Raw genomic sequence first — 25,481 nt, 5'->3', positions numbered from 1 at the left:
AAGGCACAAAGGAGCAAAGTTCCAAAGGCACAGAGCGAAGAAATTTATGTTGATTTGAGTGCCAAACGCTAATACTACGATTTCGTGCGTAAGCTACTTTGTACCTCTGTGCCTTTGTCCCTTCAATTCTATCGCTACCTACCTGCACTATGTTCACCACCCTCCTTATCTTCCTCCTCATGGTACCCGGCTTCGTGGTGGTGGGGGTATATCTGGAGCGTAAGGTATCGGCCTTTATTCAGGATCGCATGGGGCCTATGGAAGTGGGCAAATGGGGCCTTCTGCAACTTTTTGCCGACCTTTTGAAGCTTTTGCAGAAAGAGGACATCGTTCCCAAAGCAGCCGACAAGTGGCTGTTCCTGGGCGCGCCTTTCGTGATTTTTGCGGCCGTATTTGCTTCCTATGCGGTACTCCCGCTGGCACCCGGCCTCAATGGATCGGGCGCGGCGGTAGGTGTCTTTTATCTTCTAACTATTTTGTCGGTGGATGTGATTGGCATTCTGATGGCGGGCTGGGGCTCCAACAACAAGTACGCCCTATTCGGAGCCATGCGTTCAGTGGCGCAGATCGTTTCGTATGAGGTACCCCTAGGCCTGGCGGTGCTGTGCGTAGTGATGCTCACACAGACTCTCGACCTGCAGGCTATCAGTTTTCAGCAGGGGATCTATTCGCCCGAAACGATTTACCTCTTCGGGCTGCGCGACCTGAACGTGGACGTAACCCGGGTAGGTGGTTTTTTGAGCTGGAACGTCGTACGCAATCCATTCCTGCTCATCGTATATGTCATTTTTTTCATCGCTTCGCTGGCCGAGTGCAACCGCGCGCCCTTCGACTTGCCGGAGGGGGAGTCGGAACTGGTCGGGGGCTTTCACACGGAATATTCCGGGATGCGTTATGCACTTCTAATGCTATCGGAATATGGCATGATGCTGCTCGTGTCGCTACTTGGGGCCATCCTTTTCCTGGGTAGCTGGAACACACCGTTTCCAAATATAGGCCCCCTGCGCCTTGCCGACTGGACGAGCGGCGAACCTGGTACACCGTTGGGGTACCTTTCGGGTGCCTTCTGGCTTTTGTCTAAGGGGCTTTTGGCTGTGTTGGTGCAGATGTGGGTACGCTGGACGCTTCCACGCCTGCGCGTGGACCAACTCATGTACCTGGGCTGGAAAGTGCTGACTCCCGTAGGCCTGGTGCTTTTCTTCGTGTCGGGCGTATGGCGGCTCCTGGGCGTGTAGGGACCCGGCAGGTAAAATTTCTTTTTTTGCACAAAATGCTATTTTTACAGTTGTATAGGGTACCTCATTGCTAACCATCTAAAAGCTATTATCTGAAATGAAAAAGCACTTCCTGTTCATTGCCCTGTTTGTGGGTGTTTTCTGTGGCTGCACAACGGCCCAGAAATCGTCCAACCCTGCCGCTGAAGGCTTTAATCTGGCAGGTTCCGACCCCCAGGCCATTGCATTGGCAGATGAAGCCATGAAAGCAATGGGCGGACGGAAAAACTGGGACAACACCCACTTCATAACCTGGAATTTTTTCGGCAACCGCCGCCTTGTTTGGGACAAATGGACCGGCGATGTACGGGTTGACAACTTAAAAAATGACCAGACCGTACTACTTAATATTAATACGGACAAAGGTCGGGTCATGAAAAACGGACAGGAAATCACCCAACCCGACTCCGTGGCCAAGTACGTGAAGCAGGGCAAGAGTGCGTGGATTAACGATGCGTACTGGCTGGTGATGCCCTACAAACTGAAAGATTCGGGCGTGACTCTGAAATACATCGGTGAAGATAAAACCGAGGATGGAACTGCCGCCGAAAAAATCCAGATGACCTTCGACGGCGTGGGCGACACCCCCCAGAACAAATACTACGTCTGGTTCAACCCCGATTCGCATCTGGTGACGCAGTGGGCCTACTACGCCAAAGCTGACAATGAGAAACCGAATTTCGTCTTACCATGGAAGACGTATAAGCCCTACGGAAAAATCATGCTTTCCGGCGATCGCGGGCAGCGTCAACTGACCGACATTCAGGTGTTTGACAAACTACCGAAATCCGTATTCGAATCGTTTGAGAAACCGACCTTATAGGTATCTGACCAGATATTCTTGCGAGTATTCGCCTCGAATGAATTTGATCGGTTCTTCAGGAGGAATCCAGGATTTTCTGAATGCAGCACCCAGAACATTGACCCATGAATACCCAATTACAAACCGGACCATTAACCACTTCTACTAAAACAATCGGCAAAACCGGCGTGCTGATTGTCAATCTGGGTACCCCCGATAGCCCCAACACGCCTGATGTTCGCAGGTACCTACGCGAATTCCTGATGGATGGTCGTGTGATCGACATCCCCTACGTGTCGCGCTGGATGCTGATCAATTTCATCATCGCTCCATTCCGGGCTCCCAAGTCGGCCAAGGTATATAAGGAACTCTGGACCGAAGAAGGGTCTCCGTTGAAAACGTACGGCTATACCGTAGAAGAAATGCTGCAAAAGGCGTTGGGCGGGGACTACGTGGTAAAACTGGCCATGCGCTACCAGAATCCCAGTATCGCGAGCGGACTGGCTGAATTGCAGAAATTGGGCTTATCCAAAATAACCGTCATTCCGTTTTTCCCACAGTATGCTTCGGCTTCTACCGGCTCGGTGTACGAGGAAGTAATGCGCATACTGGCTACCTGGCAGGTTATGCCGGAACTACGGTTTGTCAACCGTTTTCTGGATCATCCCAAATTCATCGAAGGCTTCGTGCGGCTGGGTAGGAGGTACCTCAGTGAGCGTAAGTACGATCACGTCCTGTTCAGCTATCACGGCCTGCCTGAGCGGCAGATCCTGAAAGGTGACGTCACAAACAAGCAATGCAAACTTGGGAGCTGCTGCGATACCCTCAATCGCCACAATCAGTTTTGCTACCGGGCCCAGTGTTTTGAAACGACGCGACTGCTCGTGAAGGAACTGGGCCTGGCCGAAGGTACCTACACGACCAGCTTCCAGTCAAGGCTGGGACGTACACCCTGGATCAAACCTTATACCGACGATGTAATCAAGGATCTGGCCAGGCGTGGCATCAAGAGCGTTTTGGCCTTGTCGCCCTCGTTTGTGGCGGATTGCCTTGAAACTACTATTGAAATCGGTGACGAATACCGCGAATTGTTCAAGGAAGTCGGCGGTGAGCACTGGCAGTTGGTGGAAAGCCTCAACGACAGCGAAATATGGGTAGAAACGCTGGTGGATTTGGTGAAAAAAGCATAGTGGCACGAGTAGGATGGGCCGCTTACAGCTAACCTTCCCGCCCTTTTTGGCGTTAAGAAAGAAGAAGCCAGTACCGCCCTTTTATCAACCGACTCGACTAACCTGTGAAAATAGCCATTATCTCCGCCTCTCCGCGCAAAGACAGCAATTCATTAAAAGTAGGCAAGTACCTCAAATCCTTATTTACAGCCCAGGAAAGCGATGTTTCCCTGTTTGATTTTGAGGAAATAGATATTCCGATGGTAGGGCGGGGTAGCCTGGATAAAGAAAACCTGACTCCCTTTCAACAAAAGTTGGTGGCTCTGTGGGGGGAAGCCGATCTGGTGGTTTTTGCCATACCCGAGTACAATTGGATGACGAGCGGCGAGTTTATCAATATGCTACACCAGGTAGGTACCAAGCCCTTTGCCCATTTGTTCGATCAGAAAGTGTTTGGTTTGGTAGGCGTGTCGTCCGGCCGCGGCGGCAGGCGCCCGTGCCTGGAAATGACGATCATGATCAACAAACTCATCAGCTTCCTGAACCAATATTCCGTCATTTCACCCAAACTGTTCGAATCGCACGAAACGGGTAAAAACCTGGATGACGAAGGTAACTCGACCGGAAACGAATTCTACGAGAAAGGCTTGGCGGATTTTGTGGACTACACACTGAAAATAGCCAGGCAGTGGCACGGATAGGATAAATCCTGATGTTGGCGGGAAAAGGATTCGAACCTATCAGATCGGATTGCTCCCACCGGATACGGTAGCAAGTAAGAAGAATAATTCCCTGCTCTTGGCTATATTGCAATTGTAATAAGGTGTTATCCAGGTAAATTAGTCAGAAATTTCTAAAATTACGCAGCTATGTACCAGATCGTAACCAGAGCTATCTTTACAATCCTAGCGATCCTGTCTCTTAGTAATTGCAAAGACAATAATGATCCCAATCCCATACCCCTCTCTGTTAACTTAATAGGTAAGTGGGAGTGGGTAAAAACAATAAATGAATCGGGTGAAGCAGTGACTCCTCAAACTCTTGGGTATAGTAAAGGTATGAGCTACGGTAATAGTGATAAAATAGGGGGAGATTACATATATCTGGTTGAAAACAGCGATAAACCAACGGTGTTATTGCAAAACAATAGTTTTGGTAAGGCTGAATTAGTAGGAGATACGTTGAATATAATTTCTCGGTTTGATAGTGAGTATATAGAATTCTTTCTTTTAAAGAATTCTGAAAATACTTACCCTGAACTCATTAGAACTGACTTAGTAGAAGATTATTCCAAGGGTTTTGGAGCGACCCGTCATTATTACAAGCGCGTTGGAGCAGCGGATAAACCTTGAATCATAGGATCACCAGGCACCAACTCCCAAGGTACCCTATTTCAGAATGCCTTCTTTTCTATACAATTCGGCGAGTGTCGAAACGGCGAAATCTACCTCTGCTTTGGTGTTGTACTTGCCAAAAGAAAAACGAATATTGCCCCGCTCCGGATCTACATTTAGTGCGCCCAGCACATGCGAGCCAACGTTAGAACCACTTGAACAGGCGCTACCACCAGACACGGAAATTCCGGCGATGTCCAGATTGAACAACAGCATGTCATTGAGTTCCGAAGGTGGGAGGCTCACACTCAGAACCGTATACAGGCTGCTATCCAGATCGGCCGAAGTGCCATTGAAAATGACGCCCTCGATGCTACCCCGCAGTTGACCAATCATGTACCGCTTCAAATCCTCGATATGCTGCCGATGGGCGTCCATGTCGCGGTAAGCAATTTCGAGGGCTTTGGCTAAACCCACGATTCCATACACATTTTCGGTACCCCCGCGCATATTGCGCTCCTGCGCTCCGCCAAATACGAAGGGGTCAATTTTGGTGCCGGGTCTGACATAAAGAAAACCTACCCCCTTTGGGCCGTGGAATTTGTGGGCTGCTCCTACAATGAAGTTGGCCTGGAGTACCTGCAGATCGTGCCGGTAGTGACCCATAGTCTGCACAGTATCACTATGAAAAACGGCATCGTACTGCGCGCACAGTTCACCCACGGCATGCAGATCGAGCAAGTTGCCGATCTCGTTGTTGCCATGCATGAGCGAAACCAGCGAGCGGGGCTTAGTTTGGAGCAATTGTTCCAGATGCGTCAGATCCACATTGCCTTTTTCGTCCAGACGTACCAGGCTGAGTTCCACCTGTCCGTTTTTTTGCAGATGTTCCAGGGTATGCAACACCGCGTGGTGTTCAACGGGTGAGGTAATAGCGTGCGTCAGGCCCAATGTTTCGATACTACTCCGAAGGGCCGTGTTGTCGGCTTCGGTTCCGCCTGATGTGAAGAAAATTTCCGCCGGGGCGGCGTTGAGTAGACCCGCCACTGTTTTGCGCGCCCGCTCGATGGCCGATCGCACCGTGCGGCCATGGCCGTGAATGGACGAGGGATTGCCGAACTGCTCGGTCAGGTACGGTAGCATAGCATCCAGTACCTCGGGGTCCAGGCGGGTGGTGGCGGCGTTGTCGAAATAGACTTTCATACAATTCTTTTCAAGTGTTTGGCGGCAGGGTCGCCCTAAATACAAATCACCAGTCGCTTACCAGGAGCATTCTTTTGTACCCAGGAAGCGGCAATATCCGGGAAGGCTGCGGTTTCGGTCCCGATATGAAGTTTTCCGTCAGCGGCCAGTTGAAACATTTCGGGTAGTACTTCGGTGCTGAATTTTTGCATTTCCTGCGGGGTAAAGCTACCTAGCCCCGATCCCAGCAATTCGATAACCGAACTTCTCAGACTCCCGGAATCCAGTCGGATTGTTTCCCCTGCCATGCTACCCACCGACACCAGACGTACCCTGGGTACGCTGGCCGTTGCGCCCGAACTTTTCAAAGCATCAACGATCAGTTCGATAGGATGGCCCCACAAGTAATCGATAACGGCGCCGATCGGAGAAGCGGCATTGAGTTCTTTTAATTTTTCGACAATAGTCCCATCTTCCTGCTCCAATGAAAGCACCTCATCGGCCCCGATTTCGGTCAATTTCTGCAACAAATGAGGGTTTCGGCCTGTGGCGATTATTTTGGCCGCTCCGTAATGCCTGGCAATCTGTACCGCCACCTGGCCCGTCACGCCCGTAGCACCATTGATCAAAACTGTATCGCCTTTTTCTATTTTAGCACGAAAACGCAGGGCCAGAGCAGCACCCATAACGGCATTTGGTAGGGCAGCGGCGGTTACGTCGTCAATTCGTTCCGGCAGAATAGTATATCGGTTGTGGGCGACCAGCGCTTTTTCGGCTATCATCCCCGTGAGACCCTGCGCATACACCCGCGTACCGTTTTCCAAAGTACCCACACCATCCATCCCGACTACGACGGGGAGGTGGGTGTAGCTGGCGTAGTGCTGCCCGCTGGCGCGGAGTTTATCCAGGTTTTTAACGGAAGCAGCCTTTACGTGGAGCAGAAGCTCGGTTTCGTTGCGGGGGATGGGATCTTGAAAGTCTTCGTAGATCGGTAGCGTCCCCAGCTGGTGAAGTACTGCAGCTTTCATTTCTAGTGTAGTATAAAATTCGCTATGAACCTACCTTAGGTTCTCTCCGAAATAGCTTCCTTGATGTCGGAAATGATCTTATTAGCCAGATTGTCCGCCGTTGCCAGTGTTTCGGATTCGGAATAAATGCGGATGATGGGTTCGGTATTAGACTTGCGCAAATGTACCCATTCCTTGTCGAATTCAATCCGTACTCCATCGATGGTATTGATAGGTTGCCTAGCGTAACGCGACTTTATTTTTTCCAAAACCTCATCCACATTCACATCGGGAGTCAGTTCGATTTTATTTTTTGAGATATAGTATTTGGGGTAGGTCTTTCGAAGAAAGGAGGCTGATTTGCCAAATTTGGCCAGGTGGCTCAGAAACAGGGCGATACCTACCAGCGCATCACGGCCGTAATGCAGTTCGGGGTAGATGATCCCGCCGTTGCCTTCTCCTCCGATTACGGCTTTGTTGGCTTTCATCATTTCCACTACATGGACCTCCCCCACGGCCGAGGCAAAGTACTTTCCTCCAGCTTTTAAGGTAATATCGCGCAGGGCTACTGTAGATGAAAGGTTGGAAACCGTATTACCCACTTTGTTTTTAAGCACATAGTCGGCCACGGCTACCAGCGTGTACTCTTCCCCGAACGGCGAGCCGTCTTCGGAAATCAGCGCCAGCCGATCCACGTCCGGATCTACCACGATCCCCAGATTAAAGGAGCCATTCTTGATTTCGCGGCGGATATCGCGCAGGTGTTCGGGCAGGGGCTCGGGGTTATGGGCAAAATTGCCCGTCGGATCGCAGTTTAATTTCAGGATGTTCTCCGAATTAACGCCCAGGGCTTCCAGCAGGCGGGGTACTATGATACCGCCCGTAGAATTTACGGCATCGACCGCAATGCGGAAGTTGGCAGCCGTAATGGCGGCGCGATCCACCAGGGGCAGAGCCATAATGAGATTGATGTGCTTGGCCAGGTAGGTATCATCGGTACGGTAGGTACCTAGCTTCTTGACATCCACAAAATCAAAAGCCTCCTCTTCCGCGATGCGTAGCACCTCCGAACCTTCGGCCGCAGAAATAAATTCACCGGCATGGTTCAACAGCTTCAGGGCGTTCCATTGGATGGGATTGTGGCTTGCGGTCAGGACGATACCCCCGGCGGCCCGCTCGGCGGTTACGGCGATCTCTACGGTAGGGGTAGTCGAGAGCCCCAGATCCACAACATCCCAGCCGATACCTTGCAAGGTAGCCGACACCAGCCGGCTGACCATGTCGCCCGATAGGCGGGCGTCGCGCCCCAGCACCACGGTATTGCTTTCAGAATTGGTACTCCGCAGCCACGTTCCGTAGGCGGCAGCAAATTTCACAACGTCGATCGGGGTGAGGGCTGCACCGATTTTTCCACCAATGATCCCTCGAATACCCGAAATAGATTTTATAAGCGTCACAGATTCCTTTCCTTAATGAAGCAACAAAATTAGGGATTTCCCCCGCCAATCCCCTTTATTTTTCCCCAACTTCTTCTATTTCCAGTTCGGTGGTCAGAAAAGAAGAGGCGGCTCCCCGAAAGGTACCCATTACGGGAGCCAGCTGATCGTAGTCGGCCGAAGCGCCCAGGCAGATATGATTATTGATCATCGCCCGCCCCTCGGTAGGATCGAATCCCCGCCACCCGGCACCGGGCAGATACACCTCCACCCAGGCGTGTAACTCGTGGGCTTGGGTAGGATTGCCATACAGGTAGCCGCTGACCAGCCGAGCGGCCATACCCAGGCTTCGGCAGGCCGCAATGAACAGACTGGAATAATCCCGGCAGGAGCCACACAGCCCGCGTAGGGTGTCTTCGGGTGGGTAAGCACGCCCCTCGGGGCGCTGCTGATAGGAAAAGTTATCGTGGATATGACTACTCATTTCCGTCAGGAAAGGTACCGTAGCCCAGTTGACGTGAGAGGCGATTTGCCGGGCAAACTGCTCCACGTAGGGCGTGATTTCGTGTCGGCTCAGGTAGGGCAGCAGGTACTTGTGCGTCCGGTCGGAATAACGGAATGGTATGTTTTTGGCCTCGAAAGGAAAAAGGACGAAATCGAAAACATTGAAGGGATCTGAGCTAAGCGTCATGTCGGCCTTTACGGTTAGGTAGTCGGTGGGGGCGGCAAAATAAACCACTTGTTGCACGTTTCCTTCTGCATCCACATTGCGGACAACACGGGAGGGCAGCGGGTCGATGCGGAGTGAATAATCGAGCAACCGCTGGTGAGGATACGACTTAGGGTAGAGGTAGAGCAGATGCGGATCAAGCGCCACGGGCTTGTCGTATGTATAGCTCAGCACATGCTTTACGCTTAGATTCATGAGGTTTCGAGGGTTTTAGAAAAAACCGGCTCCATCCACTCCACCGGGAGTTTTTGAACGGAATTCTTGAGGAGTGCACTCCATTGTTTGGCAATATAGTCGAGGTCGTCCTTCTCAAAGCGATGCTCCACAATGCGAAAACTGTCTTTTTCGTACATGATCACATCGATCGGATAGTCCACATCATTGGAACTCACCCGGGTAGAATCGAACGACAGGAAGCCGATTTTGAGTGCATCCTGAAGGCTGGAATCATAGCGCAGACTGCGATAAAGCAGCGGCTTGCCGTTACCCGAATTGCCGATGATAAAAAATGGTGAGCCCGGACCTACCTCGACCCAATTGCCCTCGGGATAAAGCAGAAAAAGCTTATGTTCATCATCGTTTTCGAGTTGTCCTCCCACAATCGAGAATAGATTGAAGGCCAGTCCGGCTTCCGTCAGCGAAACCTTGTCTTCATCCGCTACCCGCCGTACCTGAGCTCCAAACGCATTGACGGCCTTGTAAAGTTTGTTAAAACTAGCATCCTGCTCCTCCAGCACTTCCTTGAAGTAGGTGATGGCTTTGTCGCGTACCGAGCGTAAGCCCGAGGTCATGATGAAGAGCGAATGATGGTCGAACTGGTGGACCGACACCTTCTTGTTGGTCGAAACTTCAGTGCCGGAAGTCAGGCGTGTGTCGGCAATGGCAACCAGGCCCGAGGCTACTTTTATACCGAGGCAGTACGTCATGGGCAAATAGTGAATGAATGTAAGAATGACGGCGGGGCCGCAGCGGCCCCGAGGTGGTCGTCCGAGCGGCGAATAAAACAAAAATAGTACATCCTTCGCTCATTCAGTGATTCAATAATAATTAATGCATGCGGAAGGATTGGAATTGATGCCCGTTCTGACTTTGATATTGTCCCATGCTCTGGCTTTGCGACTGGATAGGCTTGGCGTCGAAGTACATTTTGTATATAGCATTATCCACCTCATTATTAAGTTGTTGGAAGTGATCCAGGTACTGGTGCAGCCCCGCCTTGAAGATGTCCTCGACATCGGTAAACTCAATTTCTGTCCGCAACCGGCTGATGGATTTTTCCGCTATATTCGTAAAGCCTCGCTCGGGCGTAGACCCAGCGATGGCAAAAAGCGAAAGCTCCGCCTGCCGAACACAGTAGGCAATGGAGCGTGGGAATAGCTTGTCCAGGATCAGAAACGCCACGATATTCATGGGCGTGAGAGCAGCATGGGTTTGGCGGTACATGTTGTAGGCACTCACCGATTTAAGCACCGCGGTCCACATCATCAGGTCCAGCGTAGATCCAACGCCGCCGCTGTCGGGCAGGAGGGTGAAGTACTTCACATCCAGAAAGCGCGAGGATTTGTCGGCCCGCTCGATGTGCCGGCCCAGGCGTCCGAAATGCCAGGCTTCATTGCGGGTGATGGTGGAGTCTACTACTCCGTGGAACAATTGGCAACGCCGCCTGATTTCGGCAAAAAAAGCCTGCATCAGATCCAGGTTGCGGAAATTGTCGGTAGGGGTAGCCCGGATGAAGAGGTAAAACTCGTTGATGCTCTCCCACATCTCCTTCGTGATGGATTCGCGGATGGTGCGGGCATTTTCACGCGCTTCATACAGACAGCTTACAATGGAATTGGGATTACGCTTATCGAAGGTCATGAAGTAGATGACATCTTCCCGGCTGGGTTTGTCGAAATACTGGTCAAACAGCACGTGGTCGGCCGTGGCGGTTAGTAACGGCTCCCATTGTTCGTCTACATCGGGGGGAGGTCGAGGGCCATATTGAAGTTCACGCCCACAAAGCGGGCGTAGTTTTCCACCCGCTCCATGTAGCGGTTCATCCAGTAAATCGAATTGGCAACGCGGCTCAGCATACTCTTAGTCAGATTTGTAAGTATCGAATATGCGGAGAATTTTCAAAAATCCTATCCTTTAAAAGAGGAAATAATATTTTGAACAATTGGTGAATAGAGAAAATTCTATTTTTTGTAGGTATAGTGCAGGATAAGGATGCCCGATAGGACAATTATACCGATGCTGGCTAGTTTCGGGAGGTGAAAGTACCGTTCGAAGCAGGAAGGCAGGGTAGGTTAGTGTATTTTCATCCAGTGTCAGCCACAAGAAAGTAGGAAGCGACGGGTATTCAGAAACTTGCGGTCAGCTCGTGAGAGCCCACTGATTCATGGAAAGTAATCAAGCAACCGGAAAACTAGTGGTATTTCTCAAGACGACTTTATCCAATATTTCTCACTGGTGTGCATTTGTAAAGTATTTCTCAAACCTCCCCGCGCACCAGCTTCGCTCCGTCACACATCGCCTTTAATTTCAGCTTGGTAGCCCAGCGGGCAGTTTGGCTCAGACCGCAGTCGGGGGCCACGGCCAATTTTTCGGCGGGTACGTAAGGTAGGATTTTGCGGATGCGTTCGGCCACGTCCGCGGCGGTTTCGATGTAATAGCTTTTTACGTCGATGACACCCACGGCTACGTCGAACTGTTCGGCGAAGCGTTCCAGAAGATTTACTTCGGCAAAGTTCAGGATCGTCATTTCGGAGTGTAGTTCGTCCACGGTCATATCCAGGAAGTCGGGTAGCATGGGGGCAATGGTTTTCTTACCTACCGAGCGGCCTTTATAGTTGCCAAAACACAGGTGCATCGAAAGACGGGTTTTGCCTACGCCCGGCGCAACGGTACGGTTAAAAATATCCACGAACCGCTTGGTGTCTTCGCGGTAGGCATAGCAACTCATGGAAGGCTCGTCGATGCAGATTTCGGGGCAGCCTAGCGCGACTAAATTTGCGATTTCTTTACTGACGAGCGGCAGTATGGCTTCCGTAATTTCCCAGCGGTCTTTATAAAACTCTCCCGGATTGAGTCGCCCGGCCAGCGTATAGGGACCCGGGATCGACATTTTCAAGCCCTGCCCTACCGGAGCCAGCCGTTTCAGTCGCTTGTACTCTTCCACTACCCCCAGACCATTAGGAGCCGAAAGCAGAGCCACGATGCTGTTTTTGCCACGTTGATCATGGGCAGGCGGGCCGTACTTGCGGGTTTCAGAAGCATCATTTTGGATACCTTTGATAAACCCATAAAACGACAGGTTGAAATCGAGACGGGTTTGCTCGCCGTCGGTAATGACATCCAGCCCGGCAGCTACCTGATCGTGAATGGCGGCAATCACTGCGTCGTCGATCATCTCGGCAACATCAGTCGGGCCGAGTTGGGCTAGATTCATACTGGCGAATTCGAGCCAGCCGGGAAAGGGTAGGGAGCCGACTACGGTGGTTTTGATGGGTATAGGCTGCATTTGGTGGAGGGTTTTATAGTAGAGAGTTGACACTTAAGAGTGAAAAATTCAAATAGCTATTAGCTATCGGCTTTTTTTCCCACGTTTTCGTAGAGCTTGGCCAGGCGGTGGGCATGTTCGTCATAGGCGGCCTCGAAGAGCTCGACGGCTTTTTCGGTACCTACCACTACACCCGCGCTGAGTACTTTGGGCGGGTGTCCGGCTTCGGTGAGCAGGCGGGCCACTTCCGCTTTGATGCAGTTGACCAGCATGGCGCCACCTACGGTACTGCCGGGTGCCACAGGTGTTTCCAGATTGGTGATGCTGACCATAGCGTCGCCGACGGGTGCCCCCGTGTCAAGAATCAGATCGGCGAAGTCGCCTAGTTTCTTACCATCGCTGCGTTTGGAGGTACTTTGATCGGAATGTTCCTTTGTAATCAACGCGACTACTTTTACGCGGGATTTCTGGAATAGCTCGGCCGTTTCGATAGGTACCACGTTGCAGCCACTCGACGAAATGATCAGCGCAGAGTCCAGCTCCGATAGGTCGAAATTGCGCAGGATGCGATCCGCCAGGCCGGGTACGTTTTCCAGGAACATCGCCTGCCGCTGTCCGTTGGCCCCCACGACCAGATTATGGAACGTCAGCGAGAGCTCAACGATGGGATTGAAGCCTGGAAAAGAACCGTAACGCGGCCACATTTCTTCGACCATGATGCGACTGTGCCCGCTCCCGAACACGTGCACCATACGGCCGGCCAGGATAGTATCGGCAAACCATCGGGCAACCCGCTGAATTTCGCTTTTTTGCGCCTCGACGGTTTCCGTAATAGCGCGGCATCTGTCTAAGTACTCCTGAATTACATCCATCTAGGGCAATGAGTGAATAGAAAAAGCGGTTATAGAAAAAAGAGTAAGTAAGGGTACCTTCTACAAAACTCCCAGTCCGCTCAATATTTTCCGGGTAATCAATTTGCGCTGATTTCCAAAATCTTCGTGCTGCTGCGCGTCGGGCTGATACAGGTGCGTGGCAAAGAAATAGACGTTGTCTTTGGTTTCCACGTACCCCACGTACCAGCCTACGTGTTCGGGTTTGGTGTCGGCCCAGCCCGTCTTGGCGCGCAGCGTATAGGCCTCAGTTTTTTCCTCGATCATGATCTCTTTTCCGATCCGGTAGGTACGCTGGCTAAAAGGCAGCGTTTCGGCATAGAGTTTCTGTAGAAATTCAAGCTGGCCTTTGGGAGAAATCTTCAGGCTCGATCCCAGCCAGAAAGTGGTCAGTCCGCCGCTGATGTCCTGATTCCCGTAGTCGAGTTTTTTCAGATAAGTATGGTACTTCGCTTCGCCGACCCGCTTGGCTAGTTCCTGATAAAACCAGAAAGCCGAGTTTTTGTAGGCGTTTTTAAGATCATAATCCTGCTCCCAGATTTTGAGTCGCTTGGGTGTTCCATCCCATTTTATGATCTCGTTTTCGTCCTGCACGGCCTTTTCTTCCAGGGCGATGAAGGTATTGGGTACCTTGAAGGTAGAGGCAGGCGAGGTAGCTTTTATGAAGTCATTTTTATCGGTGGTAGCATATTCCTTTTTTTTCAAATCATAAAGACTGAAACTTCCTTTTAGGCCCGCTTCCTCAAAATAATGATCAAATTGGGTAAGTGTTTTCTGTGCAAAAAGAGCATGTGTGCTGAGTAAGATCAGTAGTAGCATTTTTGCAAAAAACCGCAGATGATTCATCATTATAGTAACGTTTTTAGAATACACTATTTTGAAATTACGAGCTAACATTTAACGCTTCTTCATTGCATAGCCTGCCGCACCAATGGCTCCGGCCATATCACCGAAATAGGCTTGCACAATGGGCGTTGACTTACCCCCGGGCTGCCATTCGTAGACTTCCATGAACGTTTGCAAAGGAGTAAAAAGCGCATCGTCGGCCAGCGTAATACCTCCGGCCAGCACGATGCATTCTGGCGAAAAGGTGTTTACCATCGAACATAAACCTACCGCCAGCGCTTTGACAGAAGCCAGCCAGAGATAGGTTGCAAAAGCCTCACCCGTACGATAGGCTTCCACCAGTTCCCAGGTCGAAGTGTAACGTCCCCGGCTGCGACGTTCAATGGAATAATTGCCGATGGCGTACTCCAGACTGCCCGGCAAACCCACAATGCTGCATTCGTCGTCGTGGGCGTTGACGGTGATGTGGCCGAGGTGCCCCGCCATTTGGGAAAGGCCCTGGAATAGTTCGCCATTGATCAGGAGTCCTCCGCCCACGCCGGTACCCAGGGTAAGCAACACCACGTTTTTATACGCTTTGGCGGCGCCAAACGAAGCTTCGGCCATCAAAGCCGAATGCGCATCGTTGATAACGAAAGCAGGCAGACCAAGGTACCCCTCCCACACGAAATTCTCCAGACCAGGCAAACGATTGGGCAGAAACGCGATGTATTGGTTGGTTTCATCGGGCAGGCCGGGCGCCGACAGGCCGACCGCTTCGATGGGGCCTTGCCAGAAGCTTTTGAAGTACCGCACCATATCCAGCACGTTGCCACGCCAATGCCCCTCCGGATCATCGCGGGTAGGAATATAATGCTGTTTCAGCACTTCCCCCGTCTCATTGACCAAAACGCCCTTGATGTTAGTTCCGCCGAGATCGATGCCGATGAAAACCATTTGTAGTGTTTTGTAATTTGTTGAAGTTTCAGATAACCCTTCGAAATGTAGTGTATTGAACTAAGTATGAAACAAAACACAAAGAACAAAAAACACCCCTACTAGTACTGTCCCTCCGTCACACTCCAGCCGCCATCTACCGTCAGAACCTGGCCCGTGGTGAAGCGGGAGAAGTCGGACATGAAGTAGACGGCTGCTCCGTCGAGATCGGTGGTCCGGCCGATGCGTCCGCCGTCGAGGGGCTGCTTGGTTTTGATAAATTCCTGAATAGCTCCATCCTGGGCAGCCCGTTGCGCCATGGGGGTATCTACCAGGGCGGGGGCCAGTACATTGATGCGGATGTTGTTTTTGGCGTAATAGGCCGCCGTGGATTTAGTAAAACCAATCACCGCCGATTTGGCGGCGGCATAGGCATGGGTCGTGAAGTGCTGCGGTGAGGGCGAGGCGCCCAGCACCGAACCCATATTGAGGATTACTCCGCCACGGTTCATGCCCATGAAGGCCCGAATGGCGGCCTGATTGGACAGCATCAGGGCCGTCAGGTTCAGATTCAGCGTGGTATTCCAGCCATCCAGGGTTAGTTCGTGCAGGGGACCATCGCCATACTTGCGGCCACTTCCGCCGGCAACGTGGTACAGACCATCGAAACTGCCAAATTCACGCACACACAACTGGATCGCATCCAGCGAGGTCTGGGCGTGCGTGGCGTCGCCCTGTTTGGCGCGGGCGTTTTGGCCCAGATCTACTTCTGCCATCAGGCAACTTTCGGGATTTCTTCCCACCACAACCACGTTGGCCCCGTGCTTTACAAAGGCCTTTGCGGCCGAAAGTCCCAAACCAGTGGTTCCACCGATTACCACGATGGATTTATTTGTAAGCCAATCATTCATAAGAAGTCTATGGGTTAATGACGGGGACAGCCCGCACGATTCAGGAGCTTATTTGTTCAAAAGTCACCAATGCGTCTTATTGCCAGACTTATAAACTCCGCTTGCAAGAATAAGCAATCTTGGGCAAAAAAACACCCTGCCTTTCCGTGAAAAGCAGGGTAATTTTGAGGTGTCTAGAACTGTTGGTCAGGCTACGGAACGCAGCAGCGACATGGACGATTTGTCGAATTTGTCGCGGGCGTAGTCCAGCGAAAGGGTGAATTCCTTGATGTCTTTCCGCGAGGGTAGCTCAAACATGGCATCTGTCATGATGGACTCACAGATCGAGCGCAAACCTCTGGCTCCCAGCTTATAAAGCATGGCCTGATCGACGATGAAATCAATTACATCGTCATCAAAGTGCAGTTCGACACCTTCCATTCTGAACAATTTCTGGTACTGCTTTACGAGGGCGTTTTTGGGCTCGGTCAGAATGCGGCGCAGCGTCTCGCGGTCCAACGGGTTGAGGTAGGTCAGTACGGGCAGACGGCCGATCAGCTCGGGAATCAGGCCAAACGATTTCAGGTCCATCGCCGTCACGTAGCGCATCAGGTTTCCTTTGTCAAAAATCTCGATGATACGATTGTCGCCCGAAAAGCCGATAGGCCGCGTGTTGATCCGCTTGGCGATATGCCGCTCGATACCATCGAACGCCCCGCCGCAAATGAACAGGATATTCTCGGTGTTGAGCGCGATCATCTTCTGGTCGGGGTGCTTGCGCCCTCCCTGCGGGGGTACGTTCACGATCGAGCCTTCCAGTAGTTTAAGCAGAGCTTGTTGTACCCCTTCGCCGCTCACGTCGCGGGTAATCGATGGGTTATCCGACTTGCGGGAAATCTTGTCGATTTCGTCGATGTACACGATACCCCGCTCGGCGGCTTCCACGTCGTAGTCGGCGGCTTGCAGCAAGCGGGTCAGGATGGTTTCCACGTCTTCACCCACGTAGCCTGCCTCGGTCACGGTAGTGGCGTCGGCGATGCAGAAAGGTACCTGTAGGATTTTGGCGATGGTACGCGCCAGGTAGGTTTTACCCGTGCCGGTTTCGCCCGCCATGATAATATTGGATTTTTCAATCACCACCTCATCATCGCTGCTAAACTGCGACAGGCGTTTGTAGTGGTTATACACCGCTACGGCCAACGACCGCTTGGCTTCGTCCTGCCCGATGATGTACTGCTCCATGAATTCCTTCATGGCCACGGGTGGAATTAAATTGAGCTTGGGGAGCTTCGATTTTTTTGGATCTTTCTTGTCTTTTGGATTTAGTTCTTCCATCACTACCTGGTTTCCCTGCGTAATGCAGTGATTACAGATATGGGCGTCGATGCCCGACAACAGAAGATCTACTTCATTTTTACGGCGTCCGCAGAACGAACAACTTACTTGGGCCATTGGGTCGTATTAAAGAATTGGTGTATGGGTACTATAAAGTCGGTAAATTTCTGAGTTAGCCCTTACGAAAAGGGGAGGTATATTTTGTGCAGCTAGTTCACAAAATATTTTCAGAGCCAGAGGAATAGTACAGCAAAGGTCTGATTTTTTGCTCCGCAAACCAAGATGCGTTCCCTACCGTACAATAAAAAAACCGATAAGGTTTCAGAAATGAGCCTTATCGGTTGGTATAAATTTAGCAAACGGCGCTTATTTTTCGCGCGTCAGGACTTCGTCAATCAGGCCATATTCTTTGGCCTCCATAGCCCGAAACCACTTGTCGCTGTCGGAATCCTTCTCGATGGTTTCCTTGTCTTTTCCGGTATGTTGGGCCAAAATTTCGTAAAGTTCGTCCCGAAGCTTGACAATTTCGCGGGCCGTAATCTCAATGTCTGTAGACCTGCCCTGCGCCCCACCTGAGGGTTGGTGGATCATCACCCGCGCGTGGGGCAGCGCCGAACGCTTGCCCGCTGCGCCGCCCGCCAGCAGCACCGCCCCCATCGAAGCCGCCAGGCTGGTGCATACAGTAGCCACGTCGGGCCGTACATACTGCATCGTATCATAGATACCCAAGCCGGCGTATACCGAGCCGCCGGGGCTGTTGATGTACATCAGCACATCTTTCTTGGCATCGGCCGATTCGAGGAACAGCAGCTGTGCCACCACGATGTTGGCGATATTGTCGTCCACGGCGGTACCCATAAAAATGATGCGGTCGGCCATCAGGCGCGAGAACACGTCTACCTCGCGGAAGTTCATGGGGCGCTCCTCGATGACGGCGCGGGTCATATTCTCAATTGTGTGATTCATGTAGCCATCCACTGTGGAGCCGTTGAGGCCCATGTGATGCACGGCGTATTTTCTGAATTCTTTTCCGTAGTCCATTAGTGGTAAGTAAGTGGTTTGAATAAATTAAAATATAGAAAAAGGGTTTTCCGCCATTGGGAATCTATACACAACGAAAACCGCCGGGGCTTAGTTTCCACACAGTTTGACCTAGAGCAGGAGGTACCTTGAACACAAATTTGGCCAAACCGCCGGATTATTCTAGTCAGTAGAGGTGAGAAATTGTCAGGATTTGTGAAAATAGAGGAAGTTTTTTGCCTTTGAACTGCTTTTGCGGGGCTTAATATCTGGAAACCAGCCGAAGACAAAGCGGTGGTTGTGAAAGGAGGGCAGATTGGGTTTTAGGGGATTTGGCGTATTTTGCAATTCTATAATTCGGTCTATGGTACGCTATCAGTTGGAGACTGACAGCAGCATGGGCTTTTTATCGAAAAAGATTATTGATTTCCTGAGCAGCATAACATTCAGTCATGAAAAACAAGATCGATTATTTAACCTTCCTACTGCTTCTGTCTTTTACGAATGTATTTTCTCAGATCAAGGATAACCCTGAGTTGAAAAGGATGTACGATGAGGATCAGAATTCAAGGAAAGTCCAAGATATCGACTGGAATCAATTAAGCAAAAATGATAGTATGAGAGAAAAGCGCGTGTATGAAATGCTGGATTCAGGGCAAGTAGTCACAGGTAAAGACTACTATCATTCCGCTATGATTTTTCAACATGGCAAAGATACAACAGCCTCATTGATGGCAGTGAAGATGATGAAGAAAGCAATTGACCTGGATTCAACGGTCAACAAATGGCTTTTGGCGGCAGCCATTGACCGTGACTTAATGCGAAGAGACGAACCACAAATATACGGGACTCAGTACGTAAAGATGGGACAGGATGCCAAATGGAAACGGTACAAAATAGATACTACCAAAGTGACGGATGCCGAACGAAAGTATTATCGCGTAGAATCTCTAGCTGAGCAGCGTGAGAAAGCACGCATTATGAATTTGCTTTCCATCAATGATTTTTACTCAAAGTCCAATTCAATTGAGCAAACAACTGAATTTATTAAAGCCGAAAAAAGCAAAGGGCTCTCATCTAAGTATAATATTAGTGAAAATCAAATAAATAGTTTTGGGTACAGTTTGATTAGATCAAAGAAAGAAAATGAAGCGTTAGCTATTTTTGAACTTAACACCCAATTATACCCATCAGGTTTCAATGCCTTTGATAGTTTAGGTGAGTGTCTTTTACTAGTGGGTAATAAAAAAGAGGCAATCAAAGCGTATGAAAAATCTTTGTTTTTAAACCCGGACAACAAAAATGCTGAGAAGATACTGAAAGATTTAAGATGACTTTTTTATATGCAAAATGAAGAGATAGAATCTAAACTTAAATCCATCAAACCGTATTTAATCGCTGAATACGGTATTGATCAGATCGGGTATTTCGGCTCGTTTGCCAGAGGAGATTACAATAAAGATTCTGATCTCGATATCCTGGTGTCGTTCAAGAAAAGAATCGGCTGGAAGTTCTTTGATTTGAAGGAGTACCTTGAATTGGTTGTAGGTAGAAAGGTTGACCTGGTTACCGAAAGGTCCCTGCGCAGGCAATGGAAAGAGACTATTTTAGAGCAAGTTATCTATTTATGAAAGACAGAGGCCATATAGCCTACATCGAAGATATCATTGAATCGATTGATAAAATCTTGAGGTACCTGGACACTGTGAATGGCCTGGATGATTTTTTGAAAAATGAGATGGTCATTGATGCCGTTACGAGGAATTACGAAATAATTGGTGAAGCTGTCAATCAGGTACCTAAGGCTGTCAAAGAAAAATATCCACAGCTACCGTGGAAACAGATGTATGGACTCAGGAACTTTGCCATTCACGAGTATCATCTTATCGATCCCGTCATCCTTTGGGAAATAGCTGAAGATCATCTGGTGGATAATAAGATTCAGTTGGAGAATCTGCTGGATCAGGAAAGGGGTACCTAGGTAGGCAGGAGAAGCAAAAGATTTTAGGTCTACACAGCACATAAGTAAAAGTGCGGGCTATTCCTCCTTTTGCCTAAAATCTATTCTCCGACTCTACATGAAAACATTATACAGCTTCCTGCTTTCGCTGCTCGTAGTCTGCGCGGCATCCACTACCACTCCTGCCCAGCAAATCTCTAAAGCCGACCTCCTCATGCTTACGCCTGAGTGGAAGGGCGAGCGCTTCGCCGACGGCCGTCCTAAGGTACCTGACGAATTGCTGGACCGCCTAAAAAAGGCTACCCTCGAAGAAGCCTGGGCCGTGCTGAAAAACAAGAATTACCGCTACCAGTATACCGAAAACTGGATGACTATCAATCCCGACAGTGTGCTGGTAGGCCGCGCCGTGACGGCTACCTTCATGCCGGGCCGGCCCGACGTGCAGCGTGTTTATGACGAAAAGGGACATACTAAGGATGGCCGGATCAAGTCGCAGAATGCCTGGCCTATCGACCTGCTGGTGAAGCGGGATGTCTATGTAGTGGACCACCACGGTTTCCACAACGATGGTCCTACCATCGGTGATAACCTCGGTAACTCCATCTACGCCAAAACCGGCAACGGCATCGTCTATGACGGAGCTATCCGTGATATTGCCGGCCTGAAGGAAATCGGGTCGTTTACCTCATTTTTCCGTACTTACCATCCGTCACACCATCTCAACAATCCCGACGGCGACTTGAACACCACACTTACGGGTATCAACCAGCCTACCCGCATTGGCGACGCCATGGTACTACCCGGCGACGTGGTGCTGGGCCGCGATGGGGGCGTGATTTTCATCCCGCCGCACTTGGTGGAGCAGGTCGTGAAAACCTCCGAGATTGTACGACTGCGCGATATGTTCGGCCACCTGCGTCTGCGTGAGCAAAAGTACACCCCCGGCCAGATCGACAACCGCTGGACCGACGACATCGAAAAGGATTTCTCGAAATGGCTCAACGACCACATCAACGAACTCCCCGTTCCCAAAGAGCAGGTCGCGGAGTTTCTGAAGGGACGGACGTGGTGAGTCGTACTTGATTATCCGCTCTTTAAAGCGTTTGCCAGCTAAAACCGACCGAGTATACCACTCATCTGGTCAAACGAAACTTTACTCCTCTTTTTCAATTCTAAAACCTAAAAAAGGTCGATACTCTGCTCATGACACAGAAAAACTCCCGTCGCTCTTTTCTCCGCAAGGGCGCACTAGCCAGCGCAATGGCCGCTTATGCCGGGGCTACCTACGGTGAAGGCCTCATCCAGGCTGTCGAACGTACCCCACAGTCGTCCAAGCCCGCCGACCTGAAAATCACCGACATCAAGTGCGGCTACATCCGGGGAGGGCATAGCCTGTTTGTGAAAATCTACACCAATCAGGATATCTGGGGTTGCGGTGAGGGCGTGGATGCAACGCCCGGTACCTACCATCTGGTGAAAATGATGGGCCAGCGCATCAAGGGCAAAAGTCCGCTGAATGTGCACCGCTTGTTCGAGGACATCCGCCGTTCGGGCTTTTTTGAGGGTGCGCAGGCAGGTATGTTCATCGCCGTGCTGACTGCCGTAGAAACCGCGCTGTGGGATCTGACGGGCAAAGCCTACGGGATGCCCGTGTACCAGTTGCTGGGGGGTAAGTTTCGCGATAAAATCCGGGTGTACTGCGATACCGCCGCCTACCGTACCGAAGGCCCCAAGCCTGAGGATTTCGCCAAAGCCGCTAGTAACGCCGTAAAAGCGGGCTACACCGCCGTCAAGTTCGATATAGACGAAGCCCGTGACCCCGCCAAGTACGATGCCTACAACTGGACCGCCAGCCAGGGTGAACTCGATCGGATGTACAACCAAATCGCCGCCGTGCGCAAGGCGGTAGGTCCCTACATCGATATTTGCGTAGACGCCCACGGGCGCTACGATATGACGACGGGCAAGAAAATCGCGGCCATGATGGAGCCGCTCAAGCTACTCTTCCTCGAAGAGCCTATCCCGGCCGAAAACGCCGAGGCCTACAAGATTATCTCGCAGAGTACCGAAACGCCCATCTGCGCCGGTGAAAACCACTACCTGGGCCACGGCTTCCGCAGACTGATGGAACTTGGTGCTGTGGACATCATCATGCCTGATCTCCAGAAAGCGGGCGGACTCGGCGAGGCGCAGCGCATTGCCAACCTGGCCAATCTCTACTATGTACCCTTTGCGCCGCACATGGTAGCCTCCTACCTGGGCGCCATGTCGTCGTGCCACGTGTGTGCGTCGGTGCCCAACTTTCTCATTCTGGAATGGCAGGTGTACTTCGACGAAGACCCGATGTATAAGGAAATCATCAGTTTCGACGGACCGATGATTGAAAAAGGCTTTATCACGCTCTCCGAAAAGCCGGGTATTGGCGTGGAGATCAACGAGGAAGGCATGCGAAAGTACGCTACGCCCGGTGTGCCATTTTTTGAGTAAAGTGAGAGATTCTTTATTGTTTTTTGTTCTGATTAAGTCAGGTGTTTTCATCTGACTTCATTACTTTGGGAACAGTACTAATTTTACCGTGAACTTCTCATGAACCTATCCGAACGAATCCGGCAACTGCGGCAGCAAAAAGGCCTCTCGCAGGAAAACATGGCTGACGAGCTGGGGCTCTCCACCTCGGCCTACGGCGACATCGAACGCGGCCGCACCGAGCCGCCCCTCTCGCGCCTGGAAGCCATCGCTCAGCTTCTCGAGGTACCCCTACCTACCCTCCTGGGCTTGGAAACCACTTCCCTCAGCGAAACCGAATGGCTCCGCCGCGACAACGAGGCCCTGCGTGTAGAGAACGCCTGGCTACATCAGGAAATCGGACAATGGAAAAGCAAGTTTCACGAGTGGGTGCGTCTGGAACTGGCGAGAAGAGCGGAGCGGGAAAGGGAGCGGATTGGGTTTTGAGTAGCCTGTTCTATGCGTGATACCTCCACAATCCTTACCCAAATGCTCCAATTTGATGTAAAGTCTAGTATTTCTACCCTACTTTACGAAAAAGATCAGGTATTCTACAAAAGACTCCCCCACAAACTCATTCTGCTCCAAATCATCTGACTGAAGGTCTGATAAGGACTACGAACTAATCCGATTGAGGTACCCCGGCGCGACAAGATCGGCCTCCTGAAAACCATACATATAAGCCGAGAGCTAAGGTACCTTTCAACCCCATCAAAATCTGTAAAGCGCAGAGGTATAGCACTGACCGTTGGTGGCCAGTAACGACCTCAGGTAAACTGCGCTATACCTGTCACAAAACGCCCGTTGTATTTGAGCGAGGGTTCAGGGAGATTTGTAGAAGCAAATGAAACGGGTAGGGGCCACTGCAAGCTTGCCGCAAAAGAGATATAGATAGTAGGGTACCGAAAACTTATCAGACGGTCATTTAATTGAGCGAACGGTCACTATTGTATTGATTTTCAACCCTAGTTTTATAAGTTCCCCTCTCCTTCATCGTTCCTAAACCCCGCACACGCACATGAAAAAACCTTTACATGTACTGTTCCTGTTAGCGTTTTTGGCATGGGTTGAGGCTAATGCGCAACCCGTCATTACCTATACGAACCCTGAGGAATTGCTCAGTATGGGCTCATCGGGAACCTACTTCGTAGATCATACCAATCGTCTTTCCTACACTGACGTACTCAAAATCAGCAACGATCAGTTCAAGCCCATCGAAGGCAACGCCATCAATCTGGGGTTTGAGCATTCACGGGTGTGGCTGAAGTTCGACCTACGCAATGCTACGTCGGAGAAGCTTTACGCGATCCTGCTAACCCAGGATATCGACTACATCGATGCTTTCCTGAAAGGAAAAGACCGGAATTATTTTGTGGAAACCGGTGCCATGCGCCCTTTCGAACGGCGTTTGCTGGGCATCAACAGCATTGTGCTGGACCTGGGCAGGCAGCCAACCCAGATGCTGTTGGGCGTTCGCGATATGAACGGGATGTCGTTACGAATCAAAGTGGGTACCTTGAAACCCCTCGCTGAGGAGGTGTACCACGAAACGCTGATCAATGCCTTTACCTTCGGTGCCCTGGCTCTGACGCTGGTATTCAGCCTGTTTATTTTTTTCTCGCTCGGCGATTCCGTGTATCTGCTCTATGGGATTCACGTGTTGTTTCTGTCGTTGGTATTTCTGTCGTTCGAAGGCTACCTGGCCGACTTTTTCTGGCGGGACATGCCCTTCATGAACAATGGCATCAACACCAGTCTGATCAGGCTGGGTACCCTGCTGACCAGTATCTGGTTTTCAGTCAGCTTTCTTACCATGCGCAGTATACTTCCCAAAGTGCACCGGGTGTTCGTGGTCCTGGGATGGCTGGCCGTTGCTACATTTTTGGTGAAACTGCTCGGTGCCCGGTGGGCCGAAATGGCTTTCAATATCGTTACATTTATCACCTTCGTTAGTTTCTTGGCAGTAGGTTCCTGGATGTACCGCCAGGGATTCCAATCGGCCCGGTTTTACCTGCTGGGTTGGGGCGTATTCATTGTCGAAATACTCGCAGTGGAGTTGGCACTGCTGGGGGTACTTTCATTCGATCATTTTTTTACCTACTACGGGTTCCACATCGGAGCTACCTTCCAGGTCGTGTTCCTGAATGTGGCGCTTTTTGACCGGATCCAGACCCTGAAAATAGCCCATAATGAAGCCAGAGCGCTGGCTTTGGAACGGAGTGCCGAAAACGAACAGCTACTGGCCGCACAGGCCCAACTGCTGGAACAAAAGCTCGAACAACCCCAGGCCACCCCCACACCCGATATACACTTGTTGTTAAAAGAATTCAGGCAGCAGCGCCAAAAAGTAAAGAAAATTGCCATTGCCACCATGGAGGGCATCCTGCTATTTCCGGCGGGAGATATTGTACGGGTGGAGGCAATGGGTAGCTATGCTTATGTTCATTTTTCCAACAAACAGAAAATCCTGGCCTCGCGGTCGCTGGCCGAATTTGAAGCCCAACTCTCTGAAGACCCCAGTTTTTTCAGGGTGCATAAGTCCCATATCATCAATCTGGATTATGTGACAAAATACATTCGTGGCGCCGGTGGCTACGTAGAATTATACGACGGCAGTAGCGTGGAAGTATCGCGGCGAAACAAGGCCGATTTTATGAAAACCATGAATCTGGAAGCCTGACGCGGTGGGAAAAACCTTTCTG

Annotated in this window: 26 protein-coding genes; 12 read left to right on the top strand and 14 right to left on the bottom strand. The window is 50.8% G+C overall.

Annotated elements, in window-relative coordinates:
- The first annotated feature begins 149 nt into the window (after positions 1-149).
- The 5 genes from GBK04_RS08310 (at position 150) to GBK04_RS08290 (ending at position 4,597) form a co-directional block, all read left to right on the top strand.
- Positions 150-1,235 carry a complex I subunit 1/NuoH family protein gene (locus GBK04_RS08310; protein WP_152758544.1) on the top strand — a complete coding sequence of 362 codons (1,086 nt, stop codon included), beginning with the start codon at positions 150-152 and terminating at the stop codon, positions 1,233-1,235.
- Positions 1,236-1,332: 97 nt separating this feature from the next.
- The gene (locus tag GBK04_RS08305; RefSeq protein WP_152758542.1) at positions 1,333-2,097 is read left to right on the top strand and encodes a DUF6503 family protein; all 765 of its coding nucleotides are present in this window, start codon (positions 1,333-1,335) and stop codon (positions 2,095-2,097) included.
- A 104-nt stretch (positions 2,098-2,201) separates the two neighbouring features.
- Entirely contained in the window at positions 2,202-3,266 is a 1,065-nt protein-coding gene (gene hemH / locus GBK04_RS08300; protein ID WP_152758540.1) for a ferrochelatase, read from the top strand.
- A gap of 104 nt (positions 3,267-3,370) precedes the next feature.
- On the top strand, positions 3,371-3,946 hold the full coding sequence (locus GBK04_RS08295; RefSeq protein ID WP_373330825.1) for an NADPH-dependent FMN reductase: 576 nt from the start codon (positions 3,371-3,373) through the stop codon (positions 3,944-3,946).
- Positions 3,947-4,114: 168 nt separating this feature from the next.
- A complete protein-coding gene (locus tag GBK04_RS08290; protein ID WP_152758538.1) occupies positions 4,115-4,597 on the top strand; it encodes a hypothetical protein in 483 nt (160 codons plus the stop codon).
- A gap of 36 nt (positions 4,598-4,633) precedes the next feature.
- Here GBK04_RS08290 and GBK04_RS08285 read toward each other — a convergent pair whose 3' ends face one another.
- The 14 genes from GBK04_RS08285 to GBK04_RS08225 form a co-directional block, all read right to left on the bottom strand.
- Entirely contained in the window at positions 4,634-5,782 is a 1,149-nt protein-coding gene (locus GBK04_RS08285) for a cysteine desulfurase family protein (protein ID WP_152758536.1), read from the bottom strand.
- Positions 5,783-5,817: 35 nt separating this feature from the next.
- Positions 5,818-6,789, bottom strand: a complete 972-nt coding sequence (locus GBK04_RS08280) for a quinone oxidoreductase family protein (RefSeq protein WP_152758534.1) — start codon at positions 6,787-6,789, stop codon at positions 5,818-5,820.
- Between the two features lie 35 nt (positions 6,790-6,824).
- Entirely contained in the window at positions 6,825-8,225 is a 1,401-nt protein-coding gene (glmM, locus tag GBK04_RS08275) for a phosphoglucosamine mutase (protein ID WP_373330824.1), read from the bottom strand.
- A 55-nt stretch (positions 8,226-8,280) separates the two neighbouring features.
- A complete protein-coding gene (locus GBK04_RS08270; RefSeq protein ID WP_152758532.1) occupies positions 8,281-9,129 on the bottom strand; it encodes a transglutaminase family protein in 849 nt (282 codons plus the stop codon).
- A complete protein-coding gene (locus GBK04_RS08265; RefSeq protein ID WP_152758530.1) occupies positions 9,126-9,860 on the bottom strand; it encodes a proteasome-type protease in 735 nt (244 codons plus the stop codon). The genes GBK04_RS08270 and GBK04_RS08265 overlap by 4 nt, the downstream gene beginning before the upstream one ends.
- Positions 9,861-9,981: 121 nt before the next feature.
- Positions 9,982-10,848 (bottom strand): alpha-E domain-containing protein, encoded by an 867-nt coding sequence (locus tag GBK04_RS08260; RefSeq protein WP_373330823.1) that lies wholly within the window; start codon positions 10,846-10,848, stop codon positions 9,982-9,984.
- A gap of 41 nt (positions 10,849-10,889) precedes the next feature.
- Entirely contained in the window at positions 10,890-11,009 is a 120-nt protein-coding gene (locus tag GBK04_RS30450) for an alpha-E domain-containing protein (RefSeq protein ID WP_373330822.1), read from the bottom strand.
- 401 nt (positions 11,010-11,410) lie between these two features.
- Positions 11,411-12,439, bottom strand: coding sequence for a methionine synthase (locus tag GBK04_RS08255; RefSeq protein WP_152758528.1), 1,029 nt, complete (start codon positions 12,437-12,439; stop codon positions 11,411-11,413).
- A 59-nt stretch (positions 12,440-12,498) separates the two neighbouring features.
- The gene (locus GBK04_RS08250; protein ID WP_152758526.1) at positions 12,499-13,290 is read right to left on the bottom strand and encodes a sugar isomerase domain-containing protein; all 792 of its coding nucleotides are present in this window, start codon (positions 13,288-13,290) and stop codon (positions 12,499-12,501) included.
- Positions 13,291-13,350: 60 nt separating this feature from the next.
- A complete protein-coding gene (gene blaOXA / locus GBK04_RS08245) occupies positions 13,351-14,127 on the bottom strand; it encodes a class D beta-lactamase (protein WP_152758524.1) in 777 nt (258 codons plus the stop codon).
- 78 nt (positions 14,128-14,205) lie between these two features.
- On the bottom strand, positions 14,206-15,090 hold the full coding sequence (locus tag GBK04_RS08240; RefSeq protein ID WP_152758522.1) for an ROK family protein: 885 nt from the start codon (positions 15,088-15,090) through the stop codon (positions 14,206-14,208).
- A 101-nt stretch (positions 15,091-15,191) separates the two neighbouring features.
- Positions 15,192-15,980, bottom strand: coding sequence for an SDR family NAD(P)-dependent oxidoreductase (locus GBK04_RS08235; protein WP_152758520.1), 789 nt, complete (start codon positions 15,978-15,980; stop codon positions 15,192-15,194).
- A gap of 186 nt (positions 15,981-16,166) precedes the next feature.
- Positions 16,167-17,411: an ATP-dependent Clp protease ATP-binding subunit ClpX gene (gene clpX / locus GBK04_RS08230; RefSeq protein WP_152758518.1), complete on the bottom strand. Its 1,245-nt coding sequence runs from the start codon at positions 17,409-17,411 to the stop codon at positions 16,167-16,169.
- Positions 17,412-17,660: 249 nt separating this feature from the next.
- Complete coding sequence (locus GBK04_RS08225) at positions 17,661-18,335, bottom strand: ClpP family protease (RefSeq protein WP_152758516.1); 675 nt, start codon at positions 18,333-18,335, stop codon at positions 17,661-17,663.
- A 431-nt stretch (positions 18,336-18,766) separates the two neighbouring features.
- On the opposite strand from GBK04_RS08225, the gene GBK04_RS08220 reads away from it, so the two are divergent.
- The 7 genes from GBK04_RS08220 to GBK04_RS08190 all read left to right on the top strand — a co-directional run bounded on the left by GBK04_RS08220 (position 18,767) and on the right by GBK04_RS08190 (position 25,459).
- Entirely contained in the window at positions 18,767-19,648 is an 882-nt protein-coding gene (locus GBK04_RS08220; protein WP_152758514.1) for a tetratricopeptide repeat protein, read from the top strand.
- A 9-nt stretch (positions 19,649-19,657) separates the two neighbouring features.
- Complete coding sequence (locus GBK04_RS08215; protein ID WP_152758512.1) at positions 19,658-19,945, top strand: nucleotidyltransferase family protein; 288 nt, start codon at positions 19,658-19,660, stop codon at positions 19,943-19,945.
- Positions 19,942-20,295 carry a HepT-like ribonuclease domain-containing protein gene (locus GBK04_RS08210; protein ID WP_152758510.1) on the top strand — a complete coding sequence of 118 codons (354 nt, stop codon included), beginning with the start codon at positions 19,942-19,944 and terminating at the stop codon, positions 20,293-20,295. Before GBK04_RS08215 ends, GBK04_RS08210 begins: the two co-directional genes overlap by 4 nt.
- Before the next feature lie 97 nt (positions 20,296-20,392).
- On the top strand, positions 20,393-21,346 hold the full coding sequence (locus GBK04_RS08205) for an RraA family protein (RefSeq protein ID WP_152758509.1): 954 nt from the start codon (positions 20,393-20,395) through the stop codon (positions 21,344-21,346).
- Between the two features lie 131 nt (positions 21,347-21,477).
- Entirely contained in the window at positions 21,478-22,761 is a 1,284-nt protein-coding gene (locus tag GBK04_RS08200) for a mandelate racemase/muconate lactonizing enzyme family protein (RefSeq protein ID WP_152758507.1), read from the top strand.
- A 99-nt stretch (positions 22,762-22,860) separates the two neighbouring features.
- Positions 22,861-23,226: a helix-turn-helix domain-containing protein gene (locus GBK04_RS08195; RefSeq protein ID WP_152758505.1), complete on the top strand. Its 366-nt coding sequence runs from the start codon at positions 22,861-22,863 to the stop codon at positions 23,224-23,226.
- 571 nt (positions 23,227-23,797) lie between these two features.
- Positions 23,798-25,459 (top strand): 7TM diverse intracellular signaling domain-containing protein, encoded by a 1,662-nt coding sequence (locus GBK04_RS08190; RefSeq protein ID WP_152758503.1) that lies wholly within the window; start codon positions 23,798-23,800, stop codon positions 25,457-25,459.
- The last annotated feature ends 22 nt before the right edge of the window (positions 25,460-25,481 follow it).

This window comes from Salmonirosea aquatica (assembly GCF_009296315.1).
GTDB lineage: Bacteria > Bacteroidota > Bacteroidia > Cytophagales > Spirosomataceae > Salmonirosea > Salmonirosea aquatica.
The sequence above is the reverse complement of the archived record's forward strand: the minus strand, read 5'-3'. Positions and strand labels throughout refer to the sequence as shown.

Coding starts and splice junctions, on each gene's coding strand:
- GBK04_RS08210 (WP_152758510.1), top strand. CDS start 19,942: ATGAAAGACAGAGGCCATATAGCCTACATCGAAGATATCATTGAATCG.
- GBK04_RS08265 (WP_152758530.1), bottom strand. CDS start 9,860: ATGACGTACTGCCTCGGTATAAAAGTAGCCTCGGGCCTGGTTGCCATT.
- GBK04_RS08190 (WP_152758503.1), top strand. CDS start 23,798: ATGAAAAAACCTTTACATGTACTGTTCCTGTTAGCGTTTTTGGCATGG.
- GBK04_RS08235 (WP_152758520.1), bottom strand. CDS start 15,980: ATGAATGATTGGCTTACAAATAAATCCATCGTGGTAATCGGTGGAACC.
- GBK04_RS30450 (WP_373330822.1), bottom strand. CDS start 11,009: ATGCTGAGCCGCGTTGCCAATTCGATTTACTGGATGAACCGCTACATG.
- GBK04_RS08250 (WP_152758526.1), bottom strand. CDS start 13,290: ATGGATGTAATTCAGGAGTACTTAGACAGATGCCGCGCTATTACGGAA.
- GBK04_RS08195 (WP_152758505.1), top strand. CDS start 22,861: ATGAACCTATCCGAACGAATCCGGCAACTGCGGCAGCAAAAAGGCCTC.
- GBK04_RS08285 (WP_152758536.1), bottom strand. CDS start 5,782: ATGAAAGTCTATTTCGACAACGCCGCCACCACCCGCCTGGACCCCGAG.
- GBK04_RS08205 (WP_152758509.1), top strand. CDS start 20,393: ATGAAAACATTATACAGCTTCCTGCTTTCGCTGCTCGTAGTCTGCGCG.
- GBK04_RS08215 (WP_152758512.1), top strand. CDS start 19,658: ATGCAAAATGAAGAGATAGAATCTAAACTTAAATCCATCAAACCGTAT.
- GBK04_RS08310 (WP_152758544.1), top strand. CDS start 150: ATGTTCACCACCCTCCTTATCTTCCTCCTCATGGTACCCGGCTTCGTG.
- GBK04_RS08290 (WP_152758538.1), top strand. CDS start 4,115: ATGTACCAGATCGTAACCAGAGCTATCTTTACAATCCTAGCGATCCTG.
- GBK04_RS08255 (WP_152758528.1), bottom strand. CDS start 12,439: ATGCAGCCTATACCCATCAAAACCACCGTAGTCGGCTCCCTACCCTTT.
- GBK04_RS08225 (WP_152758516.1), bottom strand. CDS start 18,335: ATGGACTACGGAAAAGAATTCAGAAAATACGCCGTGCATCACATGGGC.
- hemH (WP_152758540.1), top strand. CDS start 2,202: ATGAATACCCAATTACAAACCGGACCATTAACCACTTCTACTAAAACA.
- clpX (WP_152758518.1), bottom strand. CDS start 17,411: ATGGCCCAAGTAAGTTGTTCGTTCTGCGGACGCCGTAAAAATGAAGTA.
- GBK04_RS08240 (WP_152758522.1), bottom strand. CDS start 15,090: ATGGTTTTCATCGGCATCGATCTCGGCGGAACTAACATCAAGGGCGTT.
- GBK04_RS08305 (WP_152758542.1), top strand. CDS start 1,333: ATGAAAAAGCACTTCCTGTTCATTGCCCTGTTTGTGGGTGTTTTCTGT.
- GBK04_RS08270 (WP_152758532.1), bottom strand. CDS start 9,129: ATGAATCTAAGCGTAAAGCATGTGCTGAGCTATACATACGACAAGCCC.
- GBK04_RS08220 (WP_152758514.1), top strand. CDS start 18,767: ATGAAAAACAAGATCGATTATTTAACCTTCCTACTGCTTCTGTCTTTT.
- blaOXA (WP_152758524.1), bottom strand. CDS start 14,127: ATGCTACTACTGATCTTACTCAGCACACATGCTCTTTTTGCACAGAAA.
- GBK04_RS08280 (WP_152758534.1), bottom strand. CDS start 6,789: ATGAAAGCTGCAGTACTTCACCAGCTGGGGACGCTACCGATCTACGAA.
- GBK04_RS08200 (WP_152758507.1), top strand. CDS start 21,478: ATGACACAGAAAAACTCCCGTCGCTCTTTTCTCCGCAAGGGCGCACTA.